The following is a 20012-nucleotide window of genomic DNA, read 5'->3' as shown; positions in this document are numbered from 1 at the left end:
ACCCGATGCTCATTTCACCACCCGGTCGACCGCGTCGATCGTGCCGCCGCCGACCTCGCGGTCCTCGCTATAACGGATGCGCACCGGGCCTTTCAGCTTCGCCGCCAGTTCGGCGGGCACGCGCAGCTGGACCTGGCGCTGGCCGACCTCGGGATAGACCGCGATACCGCGCGCGAGCAGCAGCGGCTCGGCGACCCCGGGCCGCGTCACCTCGATATCGCCATAGACCGACCGATTGCCCTTGCGCGTCAGGTCGAAGGCGAAGGCCGGCCCGTCGACGGTATCGACCACCTGCGCCTCGCCGATCGACGCCTCGGCCCCGAGGTCGCCGACGCGCACGATCACCGGGATGGTGATGCCATAAATGGGGGTCAGCGCGATCGACACGCCGCCGCTCGTCGCGGGCTTCGCCGGGTCGGCCGCGGGCGCCGCATCGGGCACCGCGCGGAACAGCATATGCGCGCGATATTCGCCGGGCGGCGTGCCCTCGGGCACCCGCACCCCGACGCGGATCACCTGCGGCTGATTCGGCGGCAAGGTGACGCGGCGCGGGCTAAAGCTGATCATGTTCAGCGCCGCCTTTTCGGCGTCATTCGCGTCACCCTCGTCGATCTCGTCGAGCCCGCCGAGCGCGGTCATCCGCTTGATCTCGAGGCTGATGCGATAGGTCGCGGGCTCGGACCCGATATTGTTCAGCACCACCTCGGTGCCGCGCGAGCCGTCGAGGACGACGCGGGTCGGCGCGACGAGCAGATCGCCCGCGGCGTGCGCGGGCATCGCCGCCGCACCGATCGCGAACGCGGAAAACAGGCGCAAAGCCTTGAAAAATCGCAACATGGAAATGGTCCCCACCATTTTGGAAACCGGTCGGCCCACACCGCCCGGCAGTCCCCTCCCTGTTGCGCCAACATGGTTGATATTTTGCTAACCATGGCGTTTCGCGCTGGCTGTGCAGCGCGGCACCGGCCCGCTCCTCACCGCCAGTCGGAAAAAATCGGCAAAAAGGGCCGCCGGGGGCTGGTACCCCGACGACCCTTTTGCGGCCGGCGAACCCGAAGGCCCGCTGGTCCCCCCACCCTGTCGAAACTTACTGGTAGTTGGCGGTGACGTTGAACGTCCCCGAATAGTCGCCTGCGGTCTGGTTGGCGCCGACGCTCAGCGTGCCGCCGACCTGAAAGCTGCCGCCCGTCGCGCTCAGCGTGACGTTGCTCGCCGAATAGGACAGCGACGAGGTCATCGTGCCGCCGAGCGAACCGTTGAGCGTCACCGACGAATCGCCGCCGACCAGCACCACCGCACCCGAGGTGCCGGCGATGTTGAAGTTCGCGGCGGTCGTGGTGCCGGTGCAGGTCAGCCCGGTGCCGCAGGTTGCGGCGCCGGCGGTCGAAACGACAACGGTCGAAGCCGTCGCGCCGCTGATGACCGTGGCGTACTGCAGGTCGCTGGTGTTGGTGAGCGTGATCTGGCGGAGGATCTTGGCCTTCGCCGTACCGGTGGCCGATGCCGCCTGTGCCGCCGAGGCGTTCATGGCGAGAGCGGCAATAGCGGCACCCATCAGGGCGCGCTTCAGTGCAATGTTGCGCATAAGTTTTTGGTCCCTTGGTCAATCGGAAGCGATTGGAAATCCCACCCCATCGCTGCCGCCCTTCTACAAACGACCCGTTCAGCTTTTGCCCAACAACCATGGTTAATGGCGCATTAGGAATTGGCCCGCATTTCGCATGGAAAGCAGGCTAAATCAGGGTCTTAAGACCGGAAAGCGGATAGGGTGGGGACCGCTCCACCCTGTTTAACGGCCCGATGCGGCACAGATTAAGCGGCGGCGACGGAAAGATTCGCGCGGGCCGAAGCCCCGCCGAATCAGATCGATTCGCCGGAGAGCCGCTGGCAGATCATGTCGAGCTGGTCGAGCGAGGCGAACTTCAGCGTCAGCGCCCCCTTGCCGTCGCCGGCATATTGGATGCCGACGCCGATGCCGAGCAGTTCGGACAGATGCCGCTCGACCGCGACGATGTCGGGGTCGCGATTGCCGTCCATGCTCTTATATTCCAGCGGCGCCTTGCGCCCGCCGCCCTTGCCGGCGCGTACCAGCGCCTCGACCGCGCGCACCGACAGCCCGTCCTTGACGATCTTGCGCGCGAGGCCCTCGGCGCCCTCGGCGCCGATCAGCGCGCGCGCATGCCCCATCGCGAGGCTGCCGTCGCCGACGAGGTCCTGTACCGCACGCGGCAGCTCGAGCAGGCGCATCAGATTCGCGACATGGCTGCGCGACTTGCCGACCAGCCGTGCCAGCGCATCCTGGCTATGCCCGAAATCCTCGATCAGCTTGCGATAGGCCCCCGCCTCTTCGATCGCATTGAGGTCCTGGCGCTGGATATTCTCGACCAGCGCGATTTCGTAAGTCGCCGCATCGTCGAGTTCGCGCACCAGCGCCGGAATCTGGTGCAGTCCCGCGCGCTGCGCCGCGCGCCAGCGCCGTTCGCCCGCGACGAGCTGATAGCCGTGCCCATCCGGCGCCGCGCGCACAATGATCGGCTGCAGCAATCCGCGCGCGCTGATCGAATCGGCGAGTTCGGCAATCGCATTTTCGTCGAAATGGCGGCGCGGCTGGCCGGGCAACGGGCGAATGTCGCTCACCGCGACATGCTGCACCGATTCGCCGCTCGCCGGCGCGGGCGACGCACCGCCGGGGCTCGCCAGCACCGGCGCCTCGACCGCGGCATCGCCGAACAGCGCGTTCAGCCCGCGCCCCAGCCCCGACGGCCGCTTCTTCGCCGGAAGCGCGCCAGAAACGCCAGTTTCGTCTTGTTTATCAGCCATTTATGCAGCCTTGCGGACGTTGGGCAGGCGATCGATCAGCTCGCGCGCCAGCGCGATATAGGCCGCCGACCCGGCGCAGCGATGATCATAGATCAGCGCCGGCAGCCCGTGGCTCGGCGCCTCGGACAGCCGTACATTGCGCGGGATCACCGTTTCGAACACTACCGGGCCGAGCACCTCGCGGACATCGTCCGATACCTGATCGGTCAGCCGGTTGCGGCGATCGAACATCGTCAGCGCGACCCCCAGGATCGTCAGCCGCTGGTTGAACTTGCCGCGCACCCGCTCGACCGTGGTGAGCAGCTGGCTCAGCCCCTCGAGCGCGAAAAATTCGCATTGCAGCGGCACGATCAGCGATTCGGCGGCGATCAGCGCGTTGAGCGTCAGCATGCCGAGCGACGGCGGGCAATCGATCAGGCAGATGTCCCATTGCCCCGCCTGTGCATCGGTCATCGCCTGCTGCAGCTTGTGCAGCCGGTCCTTATATTCGATAAGCTCGATTTCGGCGCCCGACAGGTCGACCGTCGCGGTGACGATGTCGAGCCGCGGCACTGCGGTCGGGATCGCGCATTCGGCCAGCGTCGCCTCGCCGCGCAGCAGGTCATAGCTCGACAGCGTGCGCCGCGCCTGCCCGATGCCCAGCCCGGTCGAGGCATTGCCCTGCGGATCGAGGTCGATGATCAGCGTCCGCCAGCCGGTCGCCGCAAGCGCGGTCGCCAGGTTGATCGCGGTCGTCGTCTTGCCGACCCCGCCCTTCTGGTTCGCCACGGCAATGCGGATCATCGCTTTCCTCGCTGTTGCGCCGCGATCTGGCCCGATCCCACCAAAATCTGGCTATCGGCATCGGTGCGGCTCTGTTCCACGTGAAACATTCTCTGCCACGCCGGCGGCAGCAACGCCAGTTCCTTAACCGCGTTTCGCCCCTTTGGCAGCAGCCAGCGCGTCGATTCGGTGGAAAAACGCGCGGATAAGTCGAGCAACTTGTCGAGCGGCGCAAAAGCCCGCGCGCTGATCGTCCCCGCGGGCCGGGTTGCCACCTTCTCCAGCGGCGCCTCGGCAACCTCGACATGGTCCAGCCCCAGCTCACCCACAACGTCGCGCAAAAACTCGCACCGGCGCTTTCGCGATTCGACGAGCAACATCGGCCGCTCGGACAGGATCGCAACGACCAGCCCGGGAAGCCCCGCGCCGCTGCCCAGGTCGACCCAAAGCCCCTCGCCGTCCCGATCGAGCGCGAGCAACTGCGCGCTGTCGGCGATATGCCGCACCCACAAAATCGGGATCGTCGACGCCGCGATCAGATTCTGCCGCCCACTCTCGGCCACCAGCATCGCCGCAAACCGCTCGAGCCGCGCCCATTGCCCGGCGCTCGGCGCGAAAGCCTTCGCAATCCAGCCGCGTGCCTCGTCCTCACTCGCCAAAATCCCGTCAGGGGAAGTCACCAGTCACCACCTTCATTCGTCATTCCCGCGAAAGCGGGAATCCAGCTTTGCGCCTTAGCGCCCTTGCGCGATGTTTTGAAAGCCTCACGCTCCAAAGCATTCGGCCGATTGCGAACCTCGACCATCCGTGCGATCTTTCCACCCATGGGCATTTCGGCAACAATAGTCCCGATATTCATTTTGTGGTCCGCGTCAGTTGCCGACCCTGTGGAGTATCTCGGTTTCACCAGCCCCGAAATCGCATCGCGGAACATCGTGCAATGCGGCGCCGAGGCCGTCGAAGTCCGCTACGACGACGACTTCGACGAGCTGGAGGGTTTCACAAAGTCGCCTACCCTCGTCGTTCGCGGAGCGACTGAGAACCAGCTTCCATGCATAAACAGGGCTGTTGGCTTTTACGATGTCGAATTGCCGCCCGAACTGCAGAAGGGCTTCGACGCAATCAGGCTGGCACAATATATGACGGCCTTTCGCGAACGAGCCGCCGCGTCGCCGTCGACGCAAGGTCTGCCGGATAAGGTGTCAAAGTTTCGCGCCGGAGAAACCGATGCGGTGGAATTCGCCCGGCAATTGGAATCGATTTGTGGGCCCGCTGCTCGGGGTGCTTTGCAATCATCCTATGGTCCACACGTCATCAGCCCGGAATGGCTCAGCCGAATCGCGCTGCCTCCCAGGCCGGAAGATGACGGCGCGATATCCTGTCTGATGGCAGCTGCATTCGCTGCCGACTTCGAATTGGGCTTCATCGGGAATGAAGCTGTTTCCGAGTAGGATAGGCCTCAATCGAAGCGCATTTCCCGGCCTCGTCGGGATTAGACGGTCACTCTGCAACAGGATCGCGGGTCAGCACCGCGAACCTCAGCGAGCGTCACCCCCCCGCCCGAATCTCGGTCCAATATTCGTCGTGGACATCCGCATCGACTTCGACCGGCATCGAACTTGACGGATAAAGCCGATCGCAACCATCCTTCCGCGGACCTGAAATCCAAAAATGATCTCCGGTCTCGGCATCGTAATAATTCGCCTTGAACCCATCACCGCCCAGCCGCTGGAACAGGCGGCCGCCATAATGCATCGACTGCCCCGATTTCGAGAAGGTCACGCGGCCGATCCGCGCCGGCCCGTTCAGCCCGGCGGACTTATCCTCGATATACATGATCCGGGTTTTCTTGCCGCTCATCACCTCTTCCCCGCTCAGGCCGCGCGCCGCTTGCTATGCACCAGGATCGCCGTCAGCGCCGCCGGGGTCACCCCGTCGATCCGCCCCGCCTGCCCCAGCGTCTCGGGCTGCGCCTTGGTCAGCCGTTCGACCATCTCGCGCGACAGCCCGCCGATCGCGGCATAATCGAGCGCGGGGTCGAGCAGGATCGCCTCATTCGCCGCCAGCGACCGCAACTCGGCCTCCTGTCGCGCGATATACGGCGCATAATGGACATCCTCGGCCAGCTCGGCGAGCAGCCTTTCGTCGATCGCCGCCAGTTCGGGCGCCAACAGCGCCAACGTCGCCATCGTCACTTCGGGAAAGCGCAGCAGATCGATCCGCCGCCGCGCCGCGCCGTCACCGGGCAGCGCCAGCCCGATCGCCGCATAATCGGCACTCGTCACCGGCGCCTCGAGCAACGCCGCCGCCCGCGCGCGCACGGCCATCCGCGCGTCGAACAAAGCCGCGGTCGCCGGCCGCACCAGCCCCAGCGCGATCCCCTTCGGGGTCAGCCGCGTCGCGGCATTGTCGGCGCGCAGCCGCAGCCGATATTCGGCGCGCGCGGTGAGCATCCGGTACGGCTCACTCACCCCCTGCAGCACCAGATCGTCGACCATCACCCCGATATAGGATATGGACCGGTCGAGGATCAGCGGATCGCGCCCCTGCACCGCCAGCGCCGCATTCGCCCCCGCGACCAACCCCTGCGCCGCCGCCTCCTCATAGCCGGTGGTGCCGTTGATCTGCCCCGCGCACCACAGCCCGCCGATCGCGCGGACCTGCAACGTCCGGTCGAGCGCGCGCGGGTCGATATGGTCATATTCGACCGCATAGCCCGGCACCACCATCTCGACCGTTTCCAGCCCTTCCATCGTGCGCAACATGGCCAGCTGCACATCGGCGGGAAGCGAGGTCGAAATGCCGTTCGGATAGACGAGCACCGAATCGAGTCCCTCGGGCTCCAGAAACACCTGATGCCCGTCGCGGTCAGCGAAGCGGTGGATCTTGTCCTCGATCGACGGGCAATAGCGCGGGCCCGCCGCGCCGATCGCCCCGGTGAACAAGGGCGAGCGGTCGAGATTCGCCGCGATGATCGCGTGGCTCTCGCTATTGGTGCGCGTGATTGCGCAGAAAATCTGCGGCACCGTCCGCGCACTGTTCCACGTGGAACAGGTCCAGCTTGCCCCCTCGACGCTGTCCGAGGGCTGTTCGTCGAGCCGCGCCCAGTCGATCGTCCGCCCGTCGAGCCGCGGCGGCGTCCCGGTCTTGAGCCGCGCCATCGGCAGATTTGCGCGGCGCAACTGTTCGGCCAGCCGATGCGCGCCGGCCTCGCCGATGCGGCCGCCCTCCATCCGTTCCTCGCCACGGAACAGCCGTCCGCCGAGGAAGGTCCCCGTCGCAAGCACCACCGCCCCCGCCGCCAGCTTGGTGCCGTCGCCGAGTTCGAGCCCCGCGACCGACGCGCCATCGTCGGACAGGACCAGCGCCGCCGCTTCGCCTTCGACGACGGTGATGCCCTCTTCGGCGGCGAGCAGGTCCTGGATCGCCTGCCGGTATAATTTCCGGTCGGCCTGGATACGCGGCCCCTGCACCGCCGCGCCCTTCGACGCGTTGAGCATCCGGTAATGGATCGCCGCGGCATCTGCCGCGCGCGCCATCCATCCGTCGAGCGCATCGACCTCGCGCATCAGATGCCCCTTGCCGAGCCCCCCGATCGCCGGGTTGCACGACATCGTCCCGATCAGCGCCGGATCGAAACTGACCAGCGCAACCGACGCGCCAAGTCGCGCCGCGGCGGCGGCGGCCTCGGTCCCGGCGTGCCCGCCGCCGACGACGATGACATCATATATTGCGCTGCTGTGCATGATTGTGGCGGCGCATAGCCGAAACTGCCGGTCAAATCCATCTGGTCTTCGACCACCGATCGAGCGCCGCAAGATACATCGATGGAAGAGCCGCCACCGCCCCTCGTCCCCCCGGACTTGATCCGTGGTCCATTCTCGCAGCGTCGAATATGTGGATCCCGGATCAAGTCCGGGATGACGGCGAAATAGATCGCTGTTCCACGTGGAACATCATTTCCCGATGCAGAATCGCCCGAACAGCGTGTCGAGCATCTCCTCGACCCCCGCCCGTCCCGTGATCCGGTCGAGCGCCCCGCCCGCGAGCCGCAACCGCTCGGCGAGCAGGATCAGATCGCCCGCCTCGCGCGACCCGGGCACAACCTCCAGCCAGCCCTTCGCCTCGGCGAGCGCGTCGCGCTGGCGCCGGCGCAGCGCCGCCTCGCCCTCGCGCGGCAACAAAGTCCGCGCCATCTCGACGATCATGCGGTGAAGCCGGTCCATCCCCTCACCCGTCGCCGCCGACAATGTCAGGTCGCAGCGCGCGGCCTCCGCTTCCGCCGCGGCATCGCCCCGCCAGCGGTCGGCCTGCGCCGCGATCAATATCGCGCGCGCATGCTCGGGCGCGTCTTTCGCCGGCCCCAGCCACAGCAATATATCCGCCGCCTCGACCGCGGCCTTCGCGCGGTCGATTCCGATCATTTCGATCGCGTCGGAACTCTCGGCGCGCAATCCCGCGGTATCCGAAAAGCGCATCGCGATCCCGTCGAGCGCCAGCGCCGTCTCGATCACATCGCGCGTCGTTCCCGCGACCGGCGACACGATCGCCAGCTCGCGCTTGGCTAATGCATTGATAAGGGTCGATTTCCCGGCGTTTGGTGGGCCCGCGATGACGACCGACAACCCTTCGGCGATCACCTCGGCGCCCGGCCTGGCCAGCCAGCCATCGAGCTCGGCGGCGAGCATCTTCATCCCTTCGCCTAAGCGATGTGCGCAATCATCGTGAAGTTGCACATCCTCCTCATCACCGAAGTTCAGCTCGGCCTCCGCCGCCGCCATCAGCCCGAGCAACCGGTCCTGCCAGCCTTCGACTGCACGCGACACATGCCCGCTCGCCATCCCGAGCGCCTGTTTCCGCTGGCTCTCGGTCTCGGCGGCGAGCAGGTCGGCAAGCCCCTCGGCTTCGGCCAAATCGATCCGCCCGTTGAGAAATGCGCGCCGCGTAAACTCGCCCGCCTCGGCCGCGCGCAGCCCCGGCATCGCCGCAAGCGCCGCCGCTACCGCCGCGACCACCGCGCGGCCGCCGTGCAGGTGCATCTCGGCCAGATCTTCCCCCGTCGCGGTCGCGGGTCCGGGAAACCACAGGACCAGCGCGCGATCGAGCGCGGCGCCGTTCATATCTTTCAGATCGGCCAGCACCGCGCGCCGCGGCTCGGGCAATCGGCCCGCCAGTACCGCAAGGGCTGCGCCCGCCCGCGCCCCGCTGACGCGCACGACCGCGATCGCCGCCGGCGGCATCCCGCTCGACAGCGCGAAGATCGTGTCGCTGCTTCTGTCTTGGTTCAGCTCTTGCGCCCCCGCGCCGGCTTGTCGTCGCCGTCGTCCTTATCGGCCGATTTGCCCGCGCCGCCCATCAATCCGCCGCCGAACTGGCTCATCAGCGATTGGACGAGCCCGAGTCCGCTTTCGCCCATCGGCACCCAGCTCTTGACCATCGACTGGACCATGTCGGGAGTGATCCCCTTCGCCATCAATTCCTTGACGCGGTCGAGGTAGATGGCGTGCAGCGGCTCGAGATCGGGCAGGCCGACGAGCCGCCGCGCTTCCTCGGGGGTGCAATCGATCTCGATATTGAATTTCATCGTCCGTCTCCGCCCCGAAAAAACCGCGAACCGCGCTTGAGCCGCGCCGCTGCGCCCGCTAGCTTCGCGCTTTCACCGCCAAGAAGCAAGAGTCACAGGAGAGTCCCCCATGTCCGCGACCAACAACAGCATCCCCGCGCTCGACGGCGAGGGGGACATCCCCGCCTATGTCGCGCGGCCCGACGCCGACAGCTCGCGCGCGATCATCGTCATTCCCGAAATTTTCGGCGTGAATGCCGGCATCCGCAAGAAATGCGACGACTGGGCCGCCGAAGGTTATCTGGCGATCGCGCCCGACATCTTCTGGCGCTTCGCCCCCGGCGTCGAACTCAACCCCGATGTGGAAGCTGAATTGCAAGAGGCCTTTGGTTATTTCGGCCAATATGACGCCAATGACGGGGTCAAGGACATCGAGGCCGCGATCCGCTGGCTCCACGGCCAGGGCGCGTCGAAAGTCGGCGCGGTCGGTTTCTGCCTCGGCGGCCGCCTCGCCTATATGGTTGCCGCACGCACCGACGTGAATGCATCGGTGGGCTATTATGGCGTCATGATCGACCAGATGCTGAATGAAAGCCACGCGATCGCCCATCCGCTGATGCTCCATATCCCGACCGAGGATCATCTCGTCGACCATGACGCGCAGAAGGTGATCCACGAAGGGCTCGACGCGCATCCGAAGGTGACGATCCATGATTATCAGGGCCTCGACCATGGCTTCGCCGCGACGATGGGCAATCGCCGCAACGAGGCGGGCGCGCAGCTCGCCGACGGGCGCACCAAGGCCTTCTTCGCCGAGCATCTGGCATGAGCGCGCACGCCGGAGTCACCGCCTGGCACGCCTATATGGCCGGCGGCGGCGATCCGCAGGCGCTGCGCGCGATGCTCGCCGAGGATGCGGTCTTCCACTCACCCGTCGTCCACACGCCGCAGGAGGGGCGGGACAAGGTCTTCGCCTATCTCCACGCGGCGAGCCACGCACTTGGCGGCGACGATTTCCGCTATCTGCGCGAGATCGTCGATGGCGATCAGGCGATGCTCGAATTCGCGACGACGCTCGACGATATCCAAATCAACGGCGTCGACATCATTCGCTGGAACGACGACGGAAAGATCATCGATTTCAAGGTGATGGTGAGGCCCTTGAAGGCGATCAACAAGGTGTGGGAGAAAATGGCCGCGATGCTCGCCGCGCAGGCGAGCTGACGTCATGGTGCGGGTTCCGCGCTGGATCGCCATCCCCATTCTCGCCGCCGCGATCGCGCTCGCCGCCTGGTGGGGACCGGCGCACTGGACGCTGATCCTCTGGGTTCCGCTGCTCGGAATCGCGCTCTACGACGCGGTCCAGCGCCACCACTCGCTCCGCCGCAACTATCCGCTGATCGCGCGGATGCGCTGGCTGTTCGAGGCGCTGCGGCCTTTCCTCTACGCCTATATCGTCGAAAGCCCGCTCGACGGGCGCCCCTTCGCACGCACCGAACGCGACCTCGTCTATGCGCGTGCCAAGGGTGATCTCGATTCGCATCCCTTCGGCACCGAACTCGACGTCTATTCGGACGAATATGAGTGGATGAGCCACAGCATCGCGCCAACCGCCCATGGCGATCGCGGCGCGCGCGTCCATGTCGGCACCTCGCAATGTTCAAAGCCCTATCAAAGCGCGCTGCTCAACATATCCGCGATGAGCTTCGGCTCGCTCAGCGCCAATGCGATCGAGGCGCTGAACCTTGGTGCCAGGATGGGCGACTTTTATCACGACACCGGTGAAGGCGGCTTCAGCCCCTATCATCGCAAGCATGGCGGTGACATCGTGTGGGAGCTGGGCAGCGGCTATTTCGGCTGTCGTGACGACGCTGGTCATTTCGATCCCGAACGCTTTCGCGACACCGCGCAAAACGACCAGGTTCGGATGATCGAGATCAAGCTGAGCCAGGGCGCCAAGCCCGGCCATGGCGGCGTCCTTCCTGGGCCGAAGGTCAGCGCCGAGATCGCCGCGACGCGCGGCGTTCCCGAGGGCCATGACTGTATCTCACCCGCCGCGCATTCGGCCTTTTCGACTCCGGTCGAGATGCTGGCATGGGCCGCGAAGCTGCGCGACCTGTCGGGCGGCAAGCCGGTCGGGATCAAGCTCTGCGTCGGCCAGCCGCACGAAATCTATGCCGTCATGAAGGCGATGATCGAAACCGGCATTCGGCTCGATTATATCGTCGTCGACGGCGCCGAGGGCGGGACCGGCGCGGCGCCGGTTGAATTCTCGAACCGCGTCGGCATGCCGCTGCGCGAAGGCCTGATCTTCGTACGCAACGCGCTCGTCGGCTGCGGGCTCAAGGGAGAGGTCAAGCTCGCAGCATCGGGCAAGGTCCATTCGGGTGCCGGCCTCGCGGTCAATAACGCGCTCGGCGCCGACTGGTCGAACGCCGCGCGCGCCTTCATGTTCTCGCTCGGCTGCGTCCAGTCGCTGCAATGCCACACCGATCGCTGCCCGACCGGGGTCGCGACGCAGGACCCGGGTCGCCAACGCGGGCTGGTGGTCGAGGACAAGGCCGAACGCGTGCGCCGCTTCCAGGCAGCGACGGTCAACGCGCTATGGGACATTACCTGCGCGATGGGGCTCGACACGCCGTGGCAGATCATGCCGCATCATCTCCACGAACGGCTCAATTCGGCGCGCTCGGACTCGATCGACCGCATCTATAAATTCTATGAGCGCGGCGTGCTGCTGGACGATCCGGACTCGGTCGCGAGCGCCCGCTATTGGGCGATGGCACGCGCCGACAGCTTCCGCGCCGTGCTTTAGAGCAGCATCAGCGCCGCGAGTTCGCGCTGGAGATGCGGCGGCAGTCCGTCGCCCTCTCCGCCTTCGCCGATGCCGGCAGGCGCATCCTCGCCGGCCAGATAGCGCCAGCCCTGATGCGCGCGGCGGTAGGTCGGCGGCAATATCTCGAGCTGGTCCGAACACACGATGTCGAGCCGCCCATCCTTGCGATCCTCGAAACGCAGGATCGTCTGCCGCGCGACGATGCGGTGCTTGATGATCCAGTGCAGCGCGCCGCCGATCAGTTCGTCCTGCCGCTTCGGCCGCATCCGCGTCGGTACGCGCAATTCGCCATTGTCGGCGCGTACCGCGACGCGCCGGGCAAAGGTTTCGACATGCGCGCAGCCGACGGCGACTTTGGTGAGATGAAGGGGATGCACCGCTCCTAAATGGGGAGCGATGCCGGGAAACCAAGCCGAAATCGCCTCATTCATCGACCTGCGGCGCCAGATAATAATCGCCGCGAACCGCCGGATTCACTGGCGTCGTCAGCAGAAAAAAGGGCGCGCTGAACAGAAAACCCAAACCCTGGACTCCCGCGACCAACGCATAGGGCAAGGTGAAGCTCGCGACTGCGCCGAGCAAGGCGGCCGAGAAACGCGCCATAGCCGTTCGCATGGCATTCGGAAATTCGGGCATATAGTCAGCCGCGGTGTCGCGCAGGACAGCGCTCGCTTCGCCATGAAATTCGGCAGGGATCAGTATCCGGAATCCGCCGATCGCCAGGATGTCCGGCGACACGCTGGTATAAAATTCGCCGCCGACATCGACCGGAATATCCGCGGCATCGAGCTTTGCCGCGACGACCAGGGTTTCGCCGCGGCTCAGCAGCGTCGCAATCGGAACCATCGCATCTCGGGCCATCGACCGACGATGCGATGGATATCCGCTAAAGTCTAGCCGAACAGCGTGCCGATCCCGACGGCCGGATCGATCCAGCCTTCGTAGATCATCTTGACCGCGACATAGACGATCACCGCCAGGCCGACATAGGCGATCCAGCGATACCGCTCGATATATTTGGCGATGATGTTCGCTGCCAGCCCCATCAGGGCGACGGCAAAGATCAGGCCGACGATCAGAATCCCCGGATGCTCACGCGCCGCCCCCGCGACCGCGAGCACATTGTCGAGGCTCATGCTGACGTCGGCGACGGCAACCGCCCAGGCGGCACCGGCAAAGCTCTTGGCGGGCTTCAGGCCCGATTGCTCGTCGCCTTCGATCTCGGGCGATCCGTGCGACTGGCCGGCATGACGCAGTTCGCGCCACATCTTCCAGGCCACCCAAATCAGCAGCAATCCGCCGACGAAGATCAACCCGACGATCTGCATCAGCTGGGTGACGACGAGCGCGAACGCGATGCGCAGCACCAGCGCCGCGAGCACGCCGATCAGGATGACCTTCTTGCGCTGTTCGGCGGGCAGGCCCGCCGCGAGCGCGCCGACGACGATTGCATTGTCACCCGCCAGCACCAGGTCGATCATCAGCACCTGCAGAAAGGCCGAGAACGCCGCGGGCTCAGTGATGTTCGAGAAATCCTTGACGATCGCGTCCCAGATTCCGGCCGGGCCGCCGAAACCCGCGGCGGCTGCGCCAGCATGGGCGATGAAGTCAAAAATCACACTCGGTCTCCGAAATAGCTGACCGCTGGGATCGGGTCATAAAAGGGGTGCAGCAGGGCGCGCCATTGTTGATAGCGATCCGAACCACGAAATCCAATGCGATGATCGTCGATCGATCGCCATTTCGCCAACAGCAGATAAGGCTGCCCGGTTTCTGCCGGGCGGCGAATGTCGAGCGAAAGGAATCCCGGCGACGCGGCGATCAGCGGCCGTGCCTCGGCAACCGCCGCCTCGAACGCCCCTTCGCTGCCCGCACGAACGGGAAGCAGCGCGAGTTCGATCACGGCCATCGCCCCGGCGACTTACTGGTTCATGCTGTCGAAGAAATCCTCGTTGGTCTTCGAATCCTTGATCTTGTCGAGCAGGAATTCCATCGCGTCGATGGTGCCCATCTGCATGAGGATGCGGCGCAGCACCCACATTTTCGACAGCTTGTCCTTTTCGACGAGCAGCTCTTCCTTGCGGGTGCCCGACTTGCCGACGTCGAGGCTGGGGAAGATACGCTTGTCGGCGACCTTGCGGTCGAGGACGATTTCGGAGTTACCCGTGCCCTTGAATTCTTCGAAGATCACCTCGTCCATGCGGCTGCCGGTGTCGATCAGCGCGGTCGCGATGATCGACAGCGAACCGCCTTCCTCGATGTTGCGCGCGGCGCCAAAAAAGCGCTTCGGACGTTGCAGTGCATTGGCGTCGACACCGCCGGTCAGCACCTTGCCCGACGACGGAACGACGGTGTTATAGGCGCGGCCGAGGCGGGTGATCGAGTCGAGCAGGATGACGACATCCTTCTTGTGCTCGACGAGGCGCTTGGCTTTTTCGATCACCATTTCGGCAACCTGGACGTGGCGCGTCGCGGGTTCGTCGAAGGTCGAGGAGACGACCTCGCCGTTCACACTGCGCTGCATGTCGGTGACTTCCTCGGGACGCTCGTCGACCAGCAGGACGATCAGGTAGACCTCGGGATGATTGTCGGTGATCGCCTTGGCGATATTCTGCAGCAGCACCGTCTTACCCGTACGCGGCGGCGCGACGATCAGCGCGCGCTGACCCTTGCCCTGCGGGCTGACGAGGTCGATGACCCGCGCCGACTTGTCCTTGACCGTGGGATCGAGACTGTCGAGCGACAGCTTCTGGTTCGGATAGAGCGGCGTGAGGTTGTCGAAATTGACGCGGTGGCGGACGACGTCGGGATCGTCGAAATTGACGCTGATCAGCTTGGTCAGCGCAAAATAGCGTTCACCGTCGCGCGGGGCGCGGATTTCGCCTTCGACGGTGTCGCCGGTGCGCAGGCCATGTTTGCGAACCTGGTTCGGCGAAACATAGATGTCGTCGGGACCGGCCAGATAATTGGCCTCCGACGAACGCAGGAAGCCGAAGCTGTCGGGAAGCACCTCGATCGTACCCGAACCGATGATTTCCTCGCCCTCTTCGGCGAGTTCTTTCAGGATCGAGAACATCAGGTCCTGCTTGCGCAGCGTCGACGCGCCCTCGACGCCCAGTTCCTCGGCCATTTCGACGAGTTGGGCGGGCGATTTGGTTTTGAGTTCTTTAAGATGCATGGGATGGATTCCGGGTATGAATATAAGAAGATATGGAGACTAGTTTCGTCGCACCGGCTGGTGCCTATCCGGTCGTGGGACAACCGTTACAGATAGCTCGGCGCATGGAAGCGCCGCCCGCAGGAAACGGGGTTGATCGGCCCCTATAACCGGCTTTTGTCCAAGTCAATCGGCGCTGCGCTGCACCGATGGATCAAAAGGGGCGAACGACTGCCAGAATGACGATCACCGCGGCCGCGACGCCCGGCACCTCATTCAGCATGCGAAGCTGTTTCTCGGTCAAGGGGCGCTCACCCTTGGCGAGCTTCTTGAAATAGCCGATCATCCAGCCGTGATAGCCCGACAGCGCGATCACGATCACGAATTTGACCAGAAACCAGCCCTGGTTCCAATAGGAACCGTTAAAGGCGAGCATCAGCCCCAGTATCCACACGACCATGATCGCCGGATTGAGGATGATCCTGCGCAGCCGGTCCTCACGCTCGATCCATTTCGCATCTTCCTCGGACCCCACCGGACACTGGTGATGATAGACGAAAAAACGCGGCATCATGAACAGCCCGGCCATGAAGAAGATCACGAAGATGACATGCGCCGCCTTGACCCACAAGGTCGCCGATCCCAGGAAACCTGCCAGTTCCATGCCTATCCTCGCACGCGCTTGATCAGATGTTCGACATGGGCGATCGGGGTGTCGGGCACGATCCCATGGCCGAGATTGAAGATATGGGGGCGATGGCGGAAGGCCGCAAGGATGCGGTCGATCGCCGTATCGAGCGCTTCGCCGCCGGCGACGAGCGCCAACGGGTCGAGGTTGCCCTGCACCGGCAGATGCGCTGGCAGAACGGCATCGGCCCACACCGGATCGACCGTCTCGTCGAGACCGACCGCATCGGTGCCGACTTCGTTCGCATAGGCTGCCAGCTTGCCGCCTGCTCCTTTCGGAAAACCGATGATCGGCGTATCGGGATGCAGCGCCTTCAGCCGACGCACTATCTCGGCATTGGGCGCGATCACCCAGCGTTCGAATTGCGCAGGGCTGAGGCTGCCCGCCCAGCTATCGAACAATTGCACCGCCTCGACCCCGTTTTCGATCTGGCCGGAGAGATAGGTGGTGCTGAGGTCGACAATTGCGTCGATGATCGCCTGGAACGCCGCCGGATCGCCGAACGCCATGCGCCGCGCCGCCGCCTGGTCCTTCGACCCCGCGCCAGCGATCATATAGGTCGCGACCGTCCAGGGACTTCCTGCAAAGCCCAGGAAGGTCGTCTCGGGCGGCAAGGCGCCCGAGACGCGCGCCACGGTGGCATAGACGGGGTCGAGCCGTTGCGGCGCGGCCTCGAGCGACGCCAGCGCACGGTCGACGAGCGGCGGGGCGAGCCGTGGGCCCTCGCCGGCCTCGAACCACAGATCCTGTCCCAGTGCGTGCGGGATGACGAGGATGTCCGAAAACAGGATCGAACCGTCGAAGCCGAAACGACGGATCGGCTGCAGTGTCACTTCCGCGGCGGCTTCGGGATCGTAGCACAGCTCGAGGAAACCGCCCTTGGTTTCGCGAAGGGCGCGATATTCGGGAAGATAGCGTCCTGCCTGGCGCATCAGCCAGAGCGGCGGCCTGTCTTGCCGCGCCCCGCGCAGCGTCGCGAGCAAGCTCTTACGGGAAGCCATGGCGCGGACCTCTTTCTCTTCCAATATAATATATAAGAATATGGTGGTGGTTTGTTGGCGGGCGGATAGCGCGGCTTTAGGCAGCGCCGCCGCTTTTGCCAACAACTTGACTCGCGCGGCGATGATCTTTGCCAAGGAGTCGCGGCGGGCTTTCCCCCTAATTCACAGCCTGTGGATAAGATGCCTTCGCTGTGGACAAGCCGTGGGGTGGAATCGGCGCCGCCGGGGATGAATCCACCGTGCCGATTTGCTCCCCCCACTTGTCCCGAAACTTATCCACAGCCGGCCCGAACGCTTCATTGCTTGCCTTTTTCTGCGGCTTTGCGCCATGTGCGGCGATGGGCCGGCTCCACCTTCACCTCATATCCGATTCCACGGGCGAAACGCTCGAAAATATCGCCAAGGCGGCGATCGCCCAGTTCGACGATGTCGAAGTGGTCCGCCATTTCTGGCCGATGGTGCGCTCGGAATCGCATCTCGACCGGATCATGGCCGAGGTCGAGGCGAGCCCGGGGATGATCCTGTTCACCCTCGTCAACGGCGACCTGCGCGTCAGCCTCGAACGCCGCGCGCGGGCGCGCGACCTGCCGCTCGTCGCCGCGCTCGACGCGGTGACCGATGCGCTGTCGCAAATGCTGGGGCAGGAAGCCAAGGCGCGCCCCGGCCGTCAGCACCAGCTTGACGCCGCTTATTTCGCGCGGGTCGAGGCGATCCAGTTCACCGTCGCGCACGACGACGGGATCGGCTGGGAAAATTGGGAACAGGCCGATATTGTCCTCGCGGGCGTGTCGCGCACCTCGAAAACCCCGACGAGCATCTATCTCGCCAACCGCGGTTTCAAGACCGCCAACATCCCGATCGTCCCCGAATCGCCGCCCCCCGACGCACTCTATCAGCTCAAGAAACCGTTGGTCGTCGGGCTGACCACCGGGCTCGACCGGCTGGTGCAGGTGCGCCGTAACCGGCTGCTCGCGCTCAACCAGGCCCCCGAGACGCCTTATGTCGACGATGAAACCGTCAAGGCCGAACTCGCCTATGCGCGCCGCATGTTCGCCGACAATGGCTGGCCGGTGATCGATGTGACGCGCCGCTCGATCGAGGAAACCGCCGCCGCGGTGATCAAGCTGGTCGAGGACCGCGGCGCGGCATGACCTTGCTCCTCGCCTCGCAAAGCAGCGGCCGCGCCGCGATGCTCCGCGCTGCCGGGCTGACCTTCGAAACCAGCGCCGCGCATGTCGACGAGGTGGCGCTGACCGCGTCGCTGCACGCCGCGGGCCAGACCCCGCGCAACATCGCCGACGCGCTGGCCGAGGCGAAGGCGATCAAGATTTCGTCGCGGCTTCCGGGGATCACCGTGCTCGGTGCCGATTCGACCCTTGCGCTCGATGATGGCGCGATGCTGAGCAAGCCGGAGAGCCCGGAGGAGGCCGCCGACCATCTCCGCCGCCTGTCGGGAACCCGACACCGCCTGTTCAGCGCCGCGGTCGCCGCGCGCGACGGGGCGCCGGTGTGGCGCGCGATCGGTGAAGCGAAACTGTGGATGCGCCCCTTGTCGGACGCCTTCATCGCCGACTATGTCGCGCAAAACTGGGACAGCATCCGCTGGACCGTCGGCTGTTACGAAATCGAGGGGGCGGGGGTGCAATTGTTCGACCGGGTCGAGGGCGATCCCTGGACCATCATCGGCATGCCGATGCTTCCGCTGCTGTCGTGGCTGCGCGCGACCGGGCTTGCGCCATCATGAGCGGCGGCGTTCCTTATGCCGAAGTGATCGGCGACCCGATCGCGCACAGCAAGTCGCCGCTGATCCACGGTTTCTGGCTCAAGGCGCTGGGCCTCAACGGCGATTATCGCCGTGCGCATGTAAAGCCCGACGATCTCGCCGCCTATATCGCCGAACGCCGTAACGATCCCGACTGGCGGGGTTGCAACGTCACCATCCCGCACAAGCTGGCGGTGATGGATTTCGTCGACGATCCCGGCGATGTGCGCGGCACGATCGGCGCGATGAACACGGTGGTGCACCAGCCGGGCGGCGCGCTGATCGGCACCAACACCGATGCCGCGGGCTTCTATGCCCCACTCGCCGAACTTGACCTCGAGGGCGCGCCGGTCGTCGTCGTCGGCGCGGGCGGCGCGGCGCGGGCGGTGCTGTTTGCGCTTGCCCGCGCTAAGGTCGGGCCGGTCACCATCCTCAATCGCAGTCCGTTGAAAGCCATGGGACTGCTCGCGACCTTCGGTCTCAAGGGGGACGTCGTTGCGCTCGATGCCGCGCTGCCCCCCGCCGCGCTGCTAGTGAACAGCAGCAGCCTGGGCATGACCGGCCAGCCGCCGCTCGACCTCGACCTGTCGCCGCTCGCCGAAGATGCGATCGTCTATGACCTCGTCTATGCGCCGCTCAAGACCGGCTTGCTGCGCGCCGCCGAGTCGCGCGGACTCGACACGGTCGATGGCCTCGACATGCTGATCGGCCAGGCCGCACTCGCCTTCGAACTCTTCTTCGGCAAGGCGCCGCCCGAGGGGCGCGACGAGGAATTGCGCGCGTTGCTCACCGCATGAGTCACTACAAGCGTCCCGCGTCGCGGCTCCGCCGTCCCTTCCTTCTCGGCCTCACCGGGTCGATCGGCATGGGCAAATCGACGGCGGCAAAGATGTTCATCGCCGAGGGCATCCCGGTGTTCGACGCCGATGCCGAGGTGCATCGGCTGCAGGGTCCCGGCGGCGCGCTCGTTGCCGCGATCGAGGCGCGCTTTCCCGGCACCACCGGGCCGAACGGCGTGGACCGGCAAAAGCTCGGCGCGCAAGTGCTTGGCAATATGCACGAACTCGCCGCGCTCGAGGCGATCGTCCACCCCGCGGTCGGCCGGGCACAGAAACGCTTCCTCGCCCGGCACCGCGCGCGCGACGTCGTCGTGCTCGATGTCCCGCTGTTGTTCGAAAAGGGCGGCTGGCGACGCGTCGGCGCGATCGCCGTCGTCTCGGCCCCCGCCTGGATGCAGCGTAAGCGTGTGATGCGGCGGCCGGGCATGACCGCCGCGAAGCTCAAGGCGATCCGCCGGCTCCAGGTCCCTGACCGCGTCAAGCGCGCGCGCGCCGATTTCATCATCGAAACGGGTCGCCCGAAAAGCGCGACGCATCGCCAGATTCGCGCCATCGCCTCTTGTTTCCATGCCCGATAGGGTCAA

The 20012-nt window shown here is 65.4% G+C and carries 25 protein-coding genes; 8 read left to right on the top strand and 17 right to left on the bottom strand.

The window, feature by feature from the left end:
• Positions 1–9: 9 nt before the first annotated feature.
• From EEB18_RS10760 to EEB18_RS10735, 6 genes are all read right to left on the bottom strand, one after another.
• Entirely contained in the window at positions 10–837 is an 828-nt protein-coding gene (locus tag EEB18_RS10760) for a molecular chaperone (protein WP_187139265.1), read from the bottom strand.
• 250 nt (positions 838–1087) lie between these two features.
• Positions 1088–1585, bottom strand: a complete 498-nt coding sequence (locus tag EEB18_RS10755) for a DUF4402 domain-containing protein (RefSeq protein WP_187139266.1) — start codon at positions 1583–1585, stop codon at positions 1088–1090.
• A 275-nt stretch (positions 1586–1860) separates the two neighbouring features.
• On the bottom strand, positions 1861–2820 hold the full coding sequence (locus EEB18_RS10750) for a ParB/RepB/Spo0J family partition protein (RefSeq protein ID WP_187139267.1): 960 nt from the start codon (positions 2818–2820) through the stop codon (positions 1861–1863).
• On the bottom strand, positions 2821–3603 hold the full coding sequence (locus EEB18_RS10745) for a ParA family protein (RefSeq protein WP_056341935.1): 783 nt from the start codon (positions 3601–3603) through the stop codon (positions 2821–2823). It lies immediately after the preceding gene.
• A complete protein-coding gene (gene rsmG, locus EEB18_RS10740; protein ID WP_262408205.1) occupies positions 3600–4262 on the bottom strand; it encodes a 16S rRNA (guanine(527)-N(7))-methyltransferase RsmG in 663 nt (220 codons plus the stop codon). The genes EEB18_RS10745 and rsmG overlap by 4 nt, the downstream gene beginning before the upstream one ends.
• Positions 4259–4408 (bottom strand): hypothetical protein, encoded by a 150-nt coding sequence (locus tag EEB18_RS10735; protein ID WP_187669112.1) that lies wholly within the window; start codon positions 4406–4408, stop codon positions 4259–4261. The genes rsmG and EEB18_RS10735 overlap by 4 nt, the downstream gene beginning before the upstream one ends.
• On the opposite strand from EEB18_RS10735, the gene EEB18_RS10730 reads away from it, so the two are divergent.
• Entirely contained in the window at positions 4407–5033 is a 627-nt protein-coding gene (locus EEB18_RS10730; protein WP_187669111.1) for a hypothetical protein, read from the top strand. The genes EEB18_RS10735 and EEB18_RS10730 overlap by 2 nt on opposite strands.
• Positions 5034–5130: 97 nt before the next feature.
• Here EEB18_RS10730 and EEB18_RS10725 read toward each other — a convergent pair whose 3' ends face one another.
• From EEB18_RS10725 to EEB18_RS10710, 4 genes are all read right to left on the bottom strand, one after another.
• On the bottom strand, positions 5131–5442 hold the full coding sequence (locus EEB18_RS10725) for a 1-deoxy-D-xylulose-5-phosphate synthase (RefSeq protein ID WP_187139270.1): 312 nt from the start codon (positions 5440–5442) through the stop codon (positions 5131–5133).
• Between the two features lie 14 nt (positions 5443–5456).
• Entirely contained in the window at positions 5457–7328 is a 1872-nt protein-coding gene (mnmG, locus tag EEB18_RS10720) for a tRNA uridine-5-carboxymethylaminomethyl(34) synthesis enzyme MnmG (protein ID WP_187139271.1), read from the bottom strand.
• Positions 7329–7538: 210 nt separating this feature from the next.
• On the bottom strand, positions 7539–8843 hold the full coding sequence (gene mnmE / locus EEB18_RS10715) for a tRNA uridine-5-carboxymethylaminomethyl(34) synthesis GTPase MnmE (protein WP_262408237.1): 1305 nt from the start codon (positions 8841–8843) through the stop codon (positions 7539–7541).
• Between the two features lie 23 nt (positions 8844–8866).
• A complete protein-coding gene (locus tag EEB18_RS10710) occupies positions 8867–9166 on the bottom strand; it encodes a DUF6489 family protein (RefSeq protein WP_056341926.1) in 300 nt (99 codons plus the stop codon).
• Between the two features lie 109 nt (positions 9167–9275).
• On the opposite strand from EEB18_RS10710, the gene EEB18_RS10705 reads away from it, so the two are divergent.
• The 3 genes from EEB18_RS10705 to EEB18_RS10695 are packed head-to-tail and all read left to right on the top strand — an operon-like array spanning position 9276 to position 11960.
• On the top strand, positions 9276–9974 hold the full coding sequence (locus EEB18_RS10705; protein WP_056341924.1) for a dienelactone hydrolase family protein: 699 nt from the start codon (positions 9276–9278) through the stop codon (positions 9972–9974).
• Positions 9971–10369, top strand: a complete 399-nt coding sequence (locus EEB18_RS10700) for a nuclear transport factor 2 family protein (RefSeq protein WP_056341922.1) — start codon at positions 9971–9973, stop codon at positions 10367–10369. Before EEB18_RS10705 ends, EEB18_RS10700 begins: the two co-directional genes overlap by 4 nt.
• A gap of 4 nt (positions 10370–10373) precedes the next feature.
• Positions 10374–11960, top strand: a complete 1587-nt coding sequence (locus EEB18_RS10695; protein WP_187139273.1) for an FMN-binding glutamate synthase family protein — start codon at positions 10374–10376, stop codon at positions 11958–11960.
• Here EEB18_RS10695 and EEB18_RS10690 read toward each other — a convergent pair.
• The 7 genes from EEB18_RS10690 to hemE form a co-directional block, all read right to left on the bottom strand.
• Complete coding sequence (locus EEB18_RS10690) at positions 11957–12358, bottom strand: DUF1489 family protein (RefSeq protein ID WP_187139274.1); 402 nt, start codon at positions 12356–12358, stop codon at positions 11957–11959. The two genes, EEB18_RS10695 and EEB18_RS10690, sit on opposite strands and share 4 nt — an antisense overlap.
• 46 nt (positions 12359–12404) lie before the next feature.
• Positions 12405–12842 carry a hypothetical protein gene (locus EEB18_RS10685; protein WP_187669110.1) on the bottom strand — a complete coding sequence of 146 codons (438 nt, stop codon included), beginning with the start codon at positions 12840–12842 and terminating at the stop codon, positions 12405–12407.
• Between the two features lie 32 nt (positions 12843–12874).
• Complete coding sequence (locus EEB18_RS10680) at positions 12875–13597, bottom strand: TerC family protein (RefSeq protein ID WP_187139326.1); 723 nt, start codon at positions 13595–13597, stop codon at positions 12875–12877.
• Positions 13597–13890, bottom strand: a complete 294-nt coding sequence (locus EEB18_RS10675) for an antibiotic biosynthesis monooxygenase family protein (protein ID WP_187139276.1) — start codon at positions 13888–13890, stop codon at positions 13597–13599. The genes EEB18_RS10680 and EEB18_RS10675 overlap by 1 nt, the downstream gene beginning before the upstream one ends.
• 12 nt (positions 13891–13902) lie before the next feature.
• Positions 13903–15159, bottom strand: a complete 1257-nt coding sequence (gene rho / locus EEB18_RS10670) for a transcription termination factor Rho (protein ID WP_056341910.1) — start codon at positions 15157–15159, stop codon at positions 13903–13905.
• A 193-nt stretch (positions 15160–15352) separates the two neighbouring features.
• The gene (locus tag EEB18_RS10665; RefSeq protein ID WP_187139277.1) at positions 15353–15802 is read right to left on the bottom strand and encodes a CopD family protein; all 450 of its coding nucleotides are present in this window, start codon (positions 15800–15802) and stop codon (positions 15353–15355) included.
• A gap of 2 nt (positions 15803–15804) precedes the next feature.
• Entirely contained in the window at positions 15805–16827 is a 1023-nt protein-coding gene (gene hemE / locus EEB18_RS10660; RefSeq protein ID WP_187139278.1) for a uroporphyrinogen decarboxylase, read from the bottom strand.
• A 338-nt stretch (positions 16828–17165) separates the two neighbouring features.
• Between hemE and EEB18_RS10655 the strand changes: the two genes are divergently transcribed.
• From EEB18_RS10655 to coaE, 4 genes are read left to right on the top strand one after another with little or no spacing between them, the layout of a single operon-like run.
• Positions 17166–17978, top strand: a complete 813-nt coding sequence (locus EEB18_RS10655; RefSeq protein ID WP_056341901.1) for a pyruvate, water dikinase regulatory protein — start codon at positions 17166–17168, stop codon at positions 17976–17978.
• Positions 17975–18571 (top strand): Maf family protein, encoded by a 597-nt coding sequence (locus EEB18_RS10650; RefSeq protein WP_187139279.1) that lies wholly within the window; start codon positions 17975–17977, stop codon positions 18569–18571. Before EEB18_RS10655 ends, EEB18_RS10650 begins: the two co-directional genes overlap by 4 nt.
• Positions 18568–19386 carry a shikimate dehydrogenase gene (gene aroE / locus EEB18_RS10645; RefSeq protein ID WP_187139280.1) on the top strand — a complete coding sequence of 273 codons (819 nt, stop codon included), beginning with the start codon at positions 18568–18570 and terminating at the stop codon, positions 19384–19386. The genes EEB18_RS10650 and aroE overlap by 4 nt, the downstream gene beginning before the upstream one ends.
• The gene (coaE, locus tag EEB18_RS10640) at positions 19383–20006 is read left to right on the top strand and encodes a dephospho-CoA kinase (protein WP_187139281.1); all 624 of its coding nucleotides are present in this window, start codon (positions 19383–19385) and stop codon (positions 20004–20006) included. The genes aroE and coaE overlap by 4 nt, the downstream gene beginning before the upstream one ends.
• Positions 20007–20012: the final 6 nt, after the last annotated feature.

Origin of the sequence: Sphingopyxis sp. OPL5, assembly GCF_003797775.2 — a bacterium.
Lineage (GTDB): Bacteria > Pseudomonadota > Alphaproteobacteria > Sphingomonadales > Sphingomonadaceae > Sphingopyxis.
This window is presented reverse-complemented; position numbering and strand designations above follow the sequence as displayed.